We start from the raw sequence: 12,020 nt of genomic DNA on the forward strand, positions 1-12,020 counted from the left end.
TAGGGGTGCAGGTTGCTAGTCCTTCTTAGAGCCCTTGGCCACAAACAGCGTCTCGGCCTGCTCCAGGGACATGCCGTTGGTCTCCGGCACCTTGAACATCACAAAGAAGAACGACGCCGCCGCGAACAGCGCGTACATGGCGTACGTCAGCGGCAGCGAACCCGCGGCCATGACCGGGAAGCTCAGCGTGATGGCAAAGTTCGCCACCCACTGCGCGGCGGCGGCCAGGCCAAGTGCGCGGGCGCGGATCCGGGACGGGAAGATCTCACCCAGGAGGACCCACACCAGCGGACCCCAGGACGCGCCGAAGCTGACCACAAAAACGTTCGCCGCCACCAGTGCCACCGGTCCCCACGCTCCCGGCAGGGAAATCTCCGAGCCGGAGCCGACAGCCGAGGAGAACGCCAGGGCCATGGCAGCCAAAGACACGGCCATACCCACCGAACCCGCCAGCAGGATGGGGCGGCGGCCGATGCGGTCCACCAGCGCGATGGCCACAAGGGTGACCAGGATGTTGGTGACGGAGGTGGCCACCGAGATGGTGAGCGAGTCCTTCTCCTGGAAGCCCACCGCCTTCCACAGCGTGGTGGAGTAATAGAAAATCACATTGATTCCCACGAACTGCTGCAGGACGGACAGGATGATACCCACCCAGACAACCGCCTGCAGGCCGAAGGTCTTGCCGCGCAGCGAACCCTTCTGGCCGGCCAGTTTGTCCTCTTCGATCGCTTCACGGATCTCGCGGATGTGCCGGTCTGTGTCCTCGGCAGGAGCGATCGAGTCAAAGACCTCGCGGGCTTCGTCCTCCTTGCCCAGGAACACCAGGAAACGCGGGGATTCGGGCAGGGTGTAGGCCACCCAGCCGTACACCACTGCGGGCAGGGCGGCGGCCAGGAACATCCAGCGCCAGGCCTCGATCCCCAGCCAGAACGCCTGGTCGGCGCCGCCGGCGCTGGTGGCGAACAGCGCGTCAGACAGCAGGGCGGCGAAGATGCCCGTGGTGATGGCAAGCTGCTGCAGCGAGGCGAGACGGCCCCGGACCTTGCGCGGCGAAATCTCTGAGATGTACGCCGGGGCAATCACCGAGGCCAGGCCGATGCCCAGCCCACCCACCAGGCGCCAGAAAATCAGGTCCCAGACGCTGAAGGCGAAGCCGGTGCCGAGGGCGCTGACCAGGAAGAGCAGCGCACCCAGCTTCATGGCGGGAATGCGGCCATAGCGGTCGGCGACCTTGCCGGCCAGGTACGCACCGGCGGCGCAGCCCAGCAGGGCGATGGCCACGGCGAAACCAGTGACAGCCTCCGACAACGCGAACTCATCCTTCATGGCATCCACGGCGCCGTTCACCACGGACGAATCAAAGCCGAACAGGAACCCGCCCACCGCACCTGCAAGCGCCAGCCAGATCACCCGCCGCGGTATCTGGGCGGTTGTCTGCTCCTGGGCAGTGGGCATGGTTCTCCCTTGGTCTGGGGTTCGGTGGATGCGGTGCGGACGTCGTCGGCTGCGGAACCGGCCACCCGGCCGGCGCACACGCGTTACACAGTGTTCCACGCCACCGCCCGAGGTTCCACTTGGCGACCTTCGCCCCCTTAGGCAGAAGACGACGACGGCCGGAGGCGCCGCCGTCGTACGCTGACCGTGCTCACCACTTACCGGGGGAAAAGGGGGAACCCTCCCGCACTTGACGTGGGGGAGGGTTCCGTTTAGCAGCTGAGATATGAGCGCGCGTCTGTAAAATTCGTGCCAAAAGTGAGCGCGCGTTTCAGTGGGCCATGGCCGCTGCGCTGTCCTCGGTGGATGCCTTCTGGTCCGTGAGCTTTTTGTTCGGCAGCGCGAAGCTGATCAGGAACGCGACGCCGGTGAGCACGGCAGCCGTGAGCATCACGGTGTCGATCGCGTACGCGAAGCCCTCGGTGATGGGGCGGGTCAGCGTGCTGTTGGCGGTGTGGAGCCAGCTCGTGTCGTTAAGGGACTCGTTGGAGGCCCCGTTCCGGAAGAACTCGTAAAGCTTTGCGTTGGCGGGGTCCGCGGCTACCGCGGGATCCTGAAGGACCGCCTGGTAGTCGGCATTTCCCATGGCGGTCTTCATGGTGTCTGCAATCCGCCCGGCGGCCAGGCTGAACAGCATGGAGATGAACACGGCAGTTCCTACTGCGCCCCCCATGGAGCGGAAGAACGCGGCGGAGGAGGTGCCCACGCCCATGTCCCGGCGCGGCACGGACACCTGCATGGCCAGGGTGAGCGGCTGCATGCAGAAGCCCAGGCCCATGCCGAAGAACACCGCGATCAGTCCCGGAACCCACAGGTCGGTGTCCACGCCCAGCGACAGCCCCATCGCCACGGCGGCGGCAGTGAGGATGGCCGTGCCCATGATGGGGAAGATGCGGTAGGTGCCGGACGATGAAATGGTGCGGCCGGCCGTGATTGAGCCGCTGAGGATGCCGATGGTGAAGGTGATCATCATCAGGCCGGCCTCGGTGGGGGTGAGGCCCTTGACCAGCTGCAGGTACATCGGGAGCATGGCGATGGCCCCGAACATGCCGATGCCGATGATGAAGTTCAGCAGCGAGGACAGGCCGAACGTGGCGTTCCGGAACAGCCGAAGCGGGATCAGTGCGTAGTCCCCGGCTCGCTTTTCGGCCAGCAGGAACCAGGCGATGCCCACTACGCCGAGGCCGTAGCAGAGGAAGGAGTTCAGGGACGCCCAGCCCCAGCTGCGGCCCTGTTCGGCCACCAGCAGGAGGGGCACGATGGCCAGGGTGATGGCGGCCGCACCCCAGTAGTCGATTTTCTGCTTCACGTGCTTGGCGGGCAGGTGCAGGAACAGGAAGACCACAGTCAGCGCGGCCAGGCCGATGGGCAGGTTGATAAAGAACACCCAGCGCCAGCCCTCGAAGCCGAGGATGTTGGTGGAACCGGCAAACGCGCCGCCCACTACGGGTCCCAGCACCGAGGAGATGCCGAACACGGACATGAAGTAGCCCTGGTATTTGGAGCGGTCCTTCAAGGACACGATGTCGCCGATGATGGTCAGGGCCAGTGCCAGCAGGCCGCCGGCACCCAGGCCCTGGACGCCGCGGGCCACGGCCAGTTCGGTCATGGAGTGGACCGAGCCTGCGTACAGGGATCCCGCCAGGAAGATCACGATGGCGGTCAAGTACAGCGGGCGGCGGCCAAAGATGTCGCTCAGCTTGCCGTACAGCGGGGTGCTGACGGTGGAGGTAATGAGGTACGCGGTGGTGGCCCAAGCCTGGAGCGAGAGCCCGCCCAGGTCGTTGGCGATGGTGTAGATGGACGTGGACACGATGGTCTGGTCAAGCGATGCCAGAAACATGCCCAGCATCAGGCCCACCATCACGGTGACAATTTGGCGCTGCGTCAGGGCTTCTCCGGCGGCGCGCGCGGCAGTGGGTTTGGACATGGGTGCTCCAAGGAAGGGTGACAAGCGATAGTTGCTTTCAGTAACTATCCTACGCCCCGGCCTATTCCCTCGAAGCGGAAAGTTCCCGGTCTTTGCCCCGGGAGGCGATCAGCGCTCCACGAGAATCCCGTCCGGGTCGCACCAGATCATCACGCCGGTCCGGATGGTCACGCCGTCAATCTCCACGTCCACGTCGACTTCGCCGGCGCCGGCCTTGGCACTCTTGCACGGGTTGCTGCCCAGTGCCTTGACGCCGAGGTCCAGCCGGGCAATCGCTTCTCGGTCCCGGATCGCTCCGTTGATGACGACGCCGGCCCAGCCGTTCGCCACGGCGCTTTCGGCGATCATGTCACCCATCAGAGCCGTCCCCAGCGAGCCGCCGCCGTCCACCACGAGGACGTTGCCGCTGCCCGGGGTTGCCAGGGTGGACTTCACCAGGGCGTTGTCCTGGAAGCAGCGGATGGTCCGGGCCTGCCCGGAGAAGTGCGTTCGGCCGCCCAGGGACTGGAACTGCAGCGCAACGGATGCCAGCTCATCGCCGCGCTCGTCGTAGAGGTCCGCCGTGTTGATGGCAGGGGTAGAAGCAGCGTTCATGTGGTTCTCCTTTGAGCCTCGGGTGCCGCGGGCTCGCAACTGCCCCGGCGTGCGGCACAGACGTCGGGAAAGGCCCACGATAGTCTGAATTCCAGCATCAGCACCTGCCCTGGGGGGAACCAGCAATGAGCCTGTCCAACACACCGGTCCCGCCGGACGTTCCGCGGACCACGACGGCGGCGCTCGCCGAGCCGACGCAGAAGGTCACCGCGCGCTGGGTCACCGGGCTGGTGCTGGTCAATGTTGGCATAAACGCCGCGTTCTTCGGACCCATCAACATCTTTATCGCCCAGCAGGCCACTGGCATCGACGAAGCCAACAAGGAAGCCATCGCCTCCCTCGTACTTGGGTGCGGGGCCGCCGTATCCCTGGTTGCCAATCCGCTCTTCGGTGCGCTGTCCGACCGGACGGTCTCAGGTTTCGGCCGGCGTTCCCCCTGGGTCCTGGCGGGTGCCATCCTGGCCACGGCAGCGTTGCTGGCATTGTCCGGGGCCACGGCTGTCGCCCTGCTGGTTCTGTTCTGGTGCCTGGTCCAACTGGGCGCCAACGCGGCCTACGCGGCCATCACCGCCGCCATTCCGGACCGCGTGCCGGTGCTGCAGCGCGGCGGCGTGGGGGGACTGGCCGCCCTGGGCCAGACGGCGGGGATCCTCCTCGGTGCGGTCTTCGGGGCGGTGGTTTCCGGCAACTTCATGGTGGGTTATTGGCTGTGTGCGGCCGCCCTGCTGTTTTCCGTGCTGCCCTACTTGTTCCACCGGAATGACCCGACGCTGCCCAGAGAGCTCCGCCCGCCGTTCTCGTGGGGCAATTTCCTCCGCGGCTTCTGGATCAGCCCGGCCCGTCACCCGGACTTCGCGTGGGCGTGGCTCACCCGCTTCCTGGTCAACGTCTGCAACCAGCTGACCATTGTGTACCTGATCTTTTTCCTCACGGACGTCATCAAGCATGAGAACCCGGCGCTGGGGGTCCTGACCCTTACCGGCATTTATGCGGTGTTGGTGATGATTACTGCGGTGATCGCGGGCCCGTGGAGCGACCGGGTGGGCAAGCGCAAGCCATTCGTGATCGCTTCCTCCGTCATGATCGCCATGGCAGGCCTCACCATGGCGATCTTCCCCGTGTGGACCGGCGCCCTGATTGGGGCCGGTATCCTGGGCATCGGCTTCGGCGCCTACCAGGCCGTTGACTTCGCCCTGCTGACGCAGGTGCTCCCGCAGGCCTCGGACCGTGGCAAGGATATGGGGGTCATTAACGTGGCCGCCTCGCTGCCGCAAGTATTCGCGACAGGCCTCGCTTTCCTCGCGGTGACGCAGTTCGGCGGGTACGGAACCCTCTTCACCACGGCGGCCGTTATCGGGCTGCTGGGCGCTGTTTTCGTCGTCAAAATCAAGGGCGTGCGCTGACCCTGCCCGGGGGCCGGAACTAAGGCAACTGACTAATTACGGCACATCGCTGTGCCGTATAGTTGAACCGGATTGCGGGCGGTCCGGGATGGGGACGCTCCTGCCTGCTGCACCGTCAAACACAACCCCGGAATACAGATGCCTGAGACCTTTCCAGACCATCCGCCCATGGCTGCCATGCCCTCAGCTCCGCGCCAGAGGCTGCGCTATTCGCGCATCCTCGAGGCTGCCGGGGGTTTTGCCCGGAAGGGCCTGGACGCGGTGGAGCTGCCCGAGGTGGCCGGCAAGGCAGACGTACCCTTGGGCACGCTGTACCGCTACTTCCCCACGAGCACCCACCTGATGCTTGCGCTCTACCGCCATCAGCTTGAGGAGCTGCAGGGTGCCGGCCGGACCACCGCCTCGCGGTTCCGCGGCAGGGCGTTGGGCGGATTGGTGATGGAGATCTTCCATATGAGGGTCATGCAGCCGGCGGTGGAGCAGTGCTTGAGCCGCGGCGTCTACCTTCCGGAGCGGGACACGACAGTCCTGCTGCGCGAAATCGACGCGCTGAGTGAAAAGGTGGTGGCCAATGCCTGCGGTGACGCCACTGCGGCCAGGGTGCTCCTGCTGACCGTCACTGGTCTGGTCCAGTCGGTCCGGAACCGCCGCCTGTCACTCTTCGAGGCCGAGGAAGACCTCAAAAAGGCCTGCGCGCGGCTCGCCCCGGCCACCGGGGGCAGCTACACACTCCAGCGAAGCGCGTAACCGGTCTAGACCAACCGCTCGTTGAATCCGCCTTATTGCCGTGACGTGAGTCACGATCAGCCGTGAGAAACCGTTTTGGCACGCGCGGCCGCCGTCATATCGCCCGCAAGCGCCTCGCCCCGGTGCCTACCATTGTCGAAATGGAGCAGCAGGGCACATCCCTGCAGCTCCTGTGGACCCGCCACCCTTGGGTTTTCCGCCGCACCACTTTCGCCTCAGGCCCGTCCGGGCCCGAGCCCCACGTGCCGTGTGCCCACGGCGAGCACCAGGAGACAACGACGTGTCCATTGACGCAATTGCAGCCACTGACAATTCCGCAGCCACACCGCTGAGCGAAACCGAGATCTTCGACGCACACCAGGGCGGCAAGCTCTCCATCGCCAGCACCGTCCCGCTGTCCAACAAGCGCGACCTGTCCATCGCCTACACCCCTGGAGTGGCCGAGGTCAGCCGGGCCATCCACGCCAAACCTGAACTTGCCCGCACCCTTACCTGGGCCGAACGCCTGGTGGTTGTGGTCAGCGACGGCACCGCCGTCCTGGGCCTGGGCAACATCGGAGCCAGCGCCTCCCTGCCCGTGATGGAGGGCAAGTCTTCCCTGTTCAAAACCTTCGGCGACCTGGACTCCATTCCGCTGGTGCTCAACACCACGGACGTGGACGAAATCGTGGAAACCCTGGTCCGACTGCGTCCCAGCTTCGGCGCAGTTAACCTCGAGGACATCTCCGCACCCCGCTGCTTCGAGCTGGAGGAGAAGCTTATCGAGGCCCTCGACTGCCCCGTGATGCACGATGACCAGCACGGCACCGCCGTCGTTGCCCTCGCTGCGCTGACCAACGCCGCAAAGGTGACCGGCCGCCAGCTGGGCAGCCTGCGCGTGGTGGTCTCCGGCGCAGGTGCCGCGGGCATCGCCGTCGCCGAAATCCTGCTGGCCGCCGGCATCACCGATGTGGTCCTGCTGGACTCCCGCGGCGTCATCAACAGCGCACGGACGGATCTCGTCGCGGACCAGGGCAGCAAGAAGTCCGACATCGCCGGCCGCAGCAACCCCCGCGCCATCGAAGGCGGCCCCGCCGAGGCCCTCACCGGAGCCGACGTCTTCATCGGCGTCTCCTCCTCGAAGCTGGACGAAGCGCACCTGGCCCTGATGAACCAGGACGCCATCGTGTTCGCCCTCTCCAACCCGGACCCCGAGGTCCTGCCCGAGGTCGCCGTGAAGTACGCCGCCGTGGTGGCCACCGGCCGCAGCGACTTCCCCAACCAGATCAACAACGTGCTCGCCTTCCCGGGCATCTTCCGCGGGGCACTGGACGCCGGGGCCCGCCGCATCACCCCCGCCATGAAGCTCGCAGCCGCCTACGCCATCGCCGAACTCGCGGCAGAGGACCTCGCGGCCGACTACATCGTGCCCAGCCCGCTGGACCCGCGCGTCGCACCGGCCGTCACCGCGGCCGTCGCCGCAGCGGTGGAAGCGGAGTAACAGCCCCAACCCTGACGGGAATGACGACGGCGGTGCCTCCTCAGCGAGGGAGGAACCGCCGTCGGGGGTTAAGCGGGCTCAACCATAGACTGGGGATCATGAACTCGGAAACCGTGGTGACCGTCCTGTGCGGCCTGGCGATTCTTGTAGGCGTGGCAGGCACCGTGATCCCGGTGCTTCCGGGCAGCATCCTTATCGGCGCCAGCCTGCTGGCATGGGCCATTTGGGGCGGCGCCGGCACCGCGGGCTGGGTGGTGCTCGCCATCGCCATGGTGTTTGTGGTTGCGGGCATGGCCGCCAGTGCCGTCCTAACGGGCAGGAAGCTCAAACAACACGCCATACCCAGCCGAAGCATCGCGGCCGCGCTGGTCACGGGCGTGGTGGGAATGTTCATCATTCCCGTGGTGGGGCTCTTCGTCGGTTTCGCCGCGGGCCTGCTGCTCAGCGAATTCCTCCGCACGCGGAACATCGGGACGGCGACGACGTCCAGCTGGGCTGCCCTCAAAGCCACAGGGCTGGGCATGCTCGCTGAGTTCGGGCTGGCCTGCCTCGCGGCCAGCACCTGGGTGATCGGCGTCTGGATCGCCGCCGCCAACGGCTGAAGCGCTTGCGGCCCATACGCTCAAGGGCGTAGAACGGCACCATGACTGAGCAAAGTTCAGCGCGGGAGCACGTGTCCGCGTGGATGGAAAAGTACCAGGCCGCGTGGACCAGCAACCAGCCCGAGGACATCCGCGCCCTTTTCACCGAGGATGCACGGTACGAGACGCGGCCCAATGACCCTCACGCGTGGCAGGGGCAGGACGGCATCGTTAAGGGGTGGACCGCCGCCCGTGATGAACCCGGCGACTGGACCTTCACCTGGGAACTGCTGGGCACGGACGGCGCCACCGCCTTTATCCAGGGCGTCACCACCTACTCCGGCGACAGGCCCACCTACGACAACCTCTGGGTCCTCCAGCTGGACCCCTCGGGGCGGGCTTCCGCCTTCACCGAGTGGTTCATGGAACGAGGCTGAGCTAGAGGCCCAGCCCTCCAAGCTTGTCCCCCAGGCCGCCGGGAAGCTTACCCAGTAAGTCCGCGGGGTTGATGCCCAGTTTGGACAGGAGTCCTGCATGCTGCTCGGTGTCCACCTGGTCCGGCAGCTCGGTCTCGGCCTGGGCAGCCTTGTCGTTGTCTCCCTGGTTTCGAAGGAGCTCGAGGATCTGGGACTTATCGATTTGCACGGCGTTCTCCTTGCTGATCGTGGAACTGCTAAGGGCACTTACCAGCCTTGCGGAAATCTCCTGCCGCAACAAGTGCCGGCTTGCCCGGGGAGTGTGTGGCAGGCATCTGCGGTGATCGGTCCCTGCTGTCGGAGGTCCCGGTTAGCATGGAACGATGACGCACGGGGACCCTGCACCGATCTATTGGGACAGCCGGGACCTCACACCCTTCGGCCAGCCCCAGCTGCGCACGCCCGTCCATGACCTCGCGGGGGGAGTGGGCGACCTGCTCACCGGCGTGCTCGGAGGACGCCACCCTGCGTTGCTCTCCGTGGACGGTGAGATTCCCCGGCTGAAACGGATGCCGCCCAAACCCGCCAAGGCTGTGCACGAGGCGGTCTTTACCAGCCGCCAGCCCGAACAGCTGATCACGCTGGCACGCGCCTATCCCGGATGGGCCGGCCTCTGCTACCTCATGGCCGGACTCCTGGTCTACAAGCAGGGCGGCTACCTGCGCGCATCGGAACTTCTCCAGCGTGGGCTCACCACCAGGAATGAAGACGAAGCCAACCGCTATTCGTCCACCTATCTCACCAGGATCATCACGAACATCGAGCTGGCCGAGCGCGTGGAGATCCCGGTCCTGTTCAGCGAGGAGTCGGTATTCCTGGCACTGGCGCACTCGTTGCGGGAGACGGGACGCACGGAGGCCGCGCTAGACGCCCTCACCGGGCTGCCGCCGTCGCTCCCCATGGCCTTGGCACGTTGCTCGCTGGCGCTGACCCTGGGCCGCAGCCGGACAGTCATCGACTGGACCGACGGCCTGCTCAACGCAGACGATCTCTCGGCCGCCCTGTTAATCGTCCGGGCCCGGGCGCTGCGGCGGGAGGGCCGGCTGGAGGCGGCGAACCGGGCCCTTACAGAGGTCCTGCGCCGGCGGAAGACGCACCTTACCCTGCGGAACGACGCCCTTACGGACCGGGCGCTGCTGCTCCTTGACTCCAGCCGGAGGTCGCTCAACCCGCGGGACTGGGGGCGGCGGCACGAGGACCCGGTGCCGCAACGGGAAATCGCGGCGCCGGTGCCCATCCGCAAGGACGAGGAGATGCGCCGGATCTGGGAACAGGACTGGAAGAAGCTCAGCGACGACTAGGTTCGCTGGCTAGGCGCCGGCAGCGTGGGCCCCGTTGAAGTGCGGCAGGAGCTGCTCGCCGAGGAGAACCGTCCCCAGCGCCACCATGATCACTCCGCTTGCCAGGGTCACCGTCCGGGCGGCACCCGGCCGGCTCTGCAGCAGGGTCCGGGAGAGGAGGGCGACGGCGGTGTACACGAGCCCCGCAAGCAGCACGAACGTCATGCCCAGCAGGCCCGACTGGACCGGGACAGGCAGGGGCGCCTCCGTGCTGACGAACTGGGGAACGAGTGCCACGTAGAAGAGCAGGCCCTTGGGGTTGATGCCGCTGGTTCCCATTCCCTGCAGGAACGTGCGGAGCCGCGTGTTCGCGTCACTGCCGGCTCCTGCCGAGAAGCTCGCCCCGCGCCAGGAACGAAGCGTACTTACGCCGAGCCACATCAGGTACCCGGCACCGGCCAGGGTGATCCAGCCAAGGACCCCGGGCATCCCGGTGAGCAGGGCAGCGAGCCCGGCCACCAGCAGCACCGTGTGGAGGACGTATCCACCGCACAGGCCTGCCACCGCCGGCACAAAGCTGCGCTGCCTCAGGCCTGCAGCGATGGCGTACGCCCAGTCCACACCCGGCGTGCAGGCCAGGGCGGCGGCAACCAGCACAAAGGCCAAAAACAGCTCAGGGTTCATCGTTTTCTCCTGCCAACGGATCCGTCAGGAAAACCCTAGATACTTTCACCGCCGAAGTGCTGTCCTTTTTCGCCCGCTTGACCGCTCTGGCGGTAAGATTTTTGCGTGATTGACCACATTGACAGAAACATCTTGCGCCACCTCAAGGAGGACGGTCGGATGACCGCCACTGCGCTCGCCGGGAAGGTCGGTTTGACTGTGGCTCCCTGCCACCGGCGGCTGCGTGATCTGGAGCAGTCGGGTGTGATTCGGGGCTACCGCGCAGACATTGATCCCGCAGCTGTAGGGCTGGGATTCGAGGCGATTGTGTTTGTCACCCTCCGCCAGGTGGACCGTTCCACCATGGAGGTCTTCGAAAACCGGGTGGCGGACAACCCCAACATCGTGGAGGCCCAGCGGCTCTTCGGATCACCCGATTACCTGCTGAAGGTCATCGCTGAGGACCTGCCTGCCTACCAGCGCTTCTATGACGCCGAACTCACGTCCCTGCCCGGGGTTGAGCGGCTGACCTCCACCCTGGTTATGAAGAACCTGAAGTCCAACGCCGGCCCGCCGGTGTGACTGTCAGTCGTTGAGCAGGCCGGTGGTGCGGTAGGGGATGACTTCGCGGAGGAACATGCTGGTGGAGGTCCGCACGATGCCCGGGCACAGCCTGATTTCCTCCGAGACCCGGTAAAGGTCGTCCGGGCTGGTGGCCACCACGCGGATCAGCAGGTCGGTATCTCCGGCCGGCGCATGGCACTCCAGCACCTCCGGAATTTTGCGGAGGGCGGCAATGGCTTCGTTGAGGTGGCTTTGGTCCAGTTCGGCGCTTACGGAAGCCGCTACCCCGCGTCCCAGCGCGGCGGGAAGCACCCTGCTGCTGTTCGGGCGCAGCGCTCCGGATGCTGTCATCCGTTCCAGCCTGCTCTGCACGGTTCCGCGGGCAAGGCCCAGCCGCTGTGCCAGGACCATGACGGGAACGCGCGGGTCTTCGTCCAGGCCCTTCAGGATGCGCTTGTCGGTGACGTCCAGTTCCTGCAATCTGTTCAGTTCCTGTCGGTGCCGGGGGCGGAGTTTGGTCAGATTGACCAATCGGGGCGCTGCTTGTTGTTCCAACTGTAGGGGTTCTGTTCAAATTATAGCAACGAAGGCAAAGCTACCGCTGAATCCTGAAGGCTTACAGACTCCCCGGCACACCACCCGGCGACTGGACACCGCCTCCCGCAAGGAGGCCGCCGCTGATTGACACTTGTTCACACCATGGTCATTCTGCAAACACGGCAAGAGCCCCTGAGCTACCGACGTCGGATTCCCGAAGTCATCGGTAGCTGAGGGGCTCTTGTGTTGTCCCTGCACACCTTCCCGTCCC

At 65.9% G+C, this 12,020-nt stretch carries 13 protein-coding genes; 7 read left to right on the forward strand and 6 right to left on the reverse strand.

Features of this window, described 5'->3' with window-relative positions; translation table 11 throughout:
• Nucleotides 1-15: 15 nt before the first annotated feature.
• The 3 genes from AC50X7_RS09395 to rraA all read right to left on the reverse strand — a co-directional run bounded on the left by AC50X7_RS09395 (nt 16) and on the right by rraA (nt 4,018).
• Nucleotides 16-1,455, reverse strand: coding sequence for a sugar porter family MFS transporter (locus AC50X7_RS09395; protein WP_307097697.1), 1,440 nt, complete (start codon nt 1,453-1,455; stop codon nt 16-18).
• Between the two features lie 310 nt (nt 1,456-1,765).
• A complete protein-coding gene (locus AC50X7_RS09400; protein ID WP_494978758.1) occupies nt 1,766-3,424 on the reverse strand; it encodes an MDR family MFS transporter in 1,659 nt (552 codons plus the stop codon).
• Nucleotides 3,425-3,532: 108 nt separating this feature from the next.
• Nucleotides 3,533-4,018 (reverse strand): ribonuclease E activity regulator RraA, encoded by a 486-nt coding sequence (gene rraA, locus AC50X7_RS09405; RefSeq protein ID WP_494978759.1) that lies wholly within the window; start codon nt 4,016-4,018, stop codon nt 3,533-3,535.
• Between the two features lie 125 nt (nt 4,019-4,143).
• Here rraA and AC50X7_RS09410 point away from each other — a divergent pair, with 125 nt between their 5' ends.
• The 5 genes from AC50X7_RS09410 to AC50X7_RS09430 all read left to right on the forward strand — a co-directional run bounded on the left by AC50X7_RS09410 (nt 4,144) and on the right by AC50X7_RS09430 (nt 8,666).
• Entirely contained in the window at nt 4,144-5,421 is a 1,278-nt protein-coding gene (locus AC50X7_RS09410) for an MFS transporter (RefSeq protein ID WP_494978760.1), read from the forward strand.
• A 138-nt stretch (nt 5,422-5,559) separates the two neighbouring features.
• A complete protein-coding gene (locus tag AC50X7_RS09415; protein WP_494978761.1) occupies nt 5,560-6,168 on the forward strand; it encodes a TetR/AcrR family transcriptional regulator in 609 nt (202 codons plus the stop codon).
• Between the two features lie 280 nt (nt 6,169-6,448).
• Nucleotides 6,449-7,648: an NAD(P)-dependent malic enzyme gene (locus AC50X7_RS09420; protein WP_494978762.1), complete on the forward strand. Its 1,200-nt coding sequence runs from the start codon at nt 6,449-6,451 to the stop codon at nt 7,646-7,648.
• A 98-nt stretch (nt 7,649-7,746) separates the two neighbouring features.
• On the forward strand, nt 7,747-8,250 hold the full coding sequence (locus tag AC50X7_RS09425) for a DUF456 domain-containing protein (protein WP_494978763.1): 504 nt from the start codon (nt 7,747-7,749) through the stop codon (nt 8,248-8,250).
• A gap of 41 nt (nt 8,251-8,291) precedes the next feature.
• The gene (locus tag AC50X7_RS09430; protein WP_494978764.1) at nt 8,292-8,666 is read left to right on the forward strand and encodes a nuclear transport factor 2 family protein; all 375 of its coding nucleotides are present in this window, start codon (nt 8,292-8,294) and stop codon (nt 8,664-8,666) included.
• A 1-nt stretch (nt 8,667) separates the two neighbouring features.
• Here AC50X7_RS09430 and AC50X7_RS09435 read toward each other — a convergent pair whose 3' ends face one another.
• Entirely contained in the window at nt 8,668-8,874 is a 207-nt protein-coding gene (locus AC50X7_RS09435) for a hypothetical protein (RefSeq protein WP_307097705.1), read from the reverse strand.
• Nucleotides 8,875-9,028: 154 nt separating this feature from the next.
• Here AC50X7_RS09435 and AC50X7_RS09440 point away from each other — a divergent pair, with 154 nt between their 5' ends.
• The gene (locus tag AC50X7_RS09440; protein ID WP_494978765.1) at nt 9,029-10,006 is read left to right on the forward strand and encodes a hypothetical protein; all 978 of its coding nucleotides are present in this window, start codon (nt 9,029-9,031) and stop codon (nt 10,004-10,006) included.
• 9 nt (nt 10,007-10,015) lie between these two features.
• Here AC50X7_RS09440 and AC50X7_RS09445 read toward each other — a convergent pair whose 3' ends face one another.
• Complete coding sequence (locus tag AC50X7_RS09445; protein ID WP_494978766.1) at nt 10,016-10,669, reverse strand: LysE family translocator; 654 nt, start codon at nt 10,667-10,669, stop codon at nt 10,016-10,018.
• 105 nt (nt 10,670-10,774) lie between these two features.
• Between AC50X7_RS09445 and AC50X7_RS09450 the strand changes: the two genes are divergently transcribed.
• Nucleotides 10,775-11,230 (forward strand): Lrp/AsnC family transcriptional regulator, encoded by a 456-nt coding sequence (locus AC50X7_RS09450; protein ID WP_307097708.1) that lies wholly within the window; start codon nt 10,775-10,777, stop codon nt 11,228-11,230.
• Nucleotides 11,231-11,233: 3 nt separating this feature from the next.
• On the opposite strand, the gene AC50X7_RS09455 is transcribed toward AC50X7_RS09450, so the two are convergent.
• On the reverse strand, nt 11,234-11,692 hold the full coding sequence (locus AC50X7_RS09455) for an Lrp/AsnC family transcriptional regulator (protein WP_494978808.1): 459 nt from the start codon (nt 11,690-11,692) through the stop codon (nt 11,234-11,236).
• Nucleotides 11,693-12,020: the final 328 nt, after the last annotated feature.

It is taken from the genome of Pseudarthrobacter sp. Hb11, assembly GCF_059383655.1.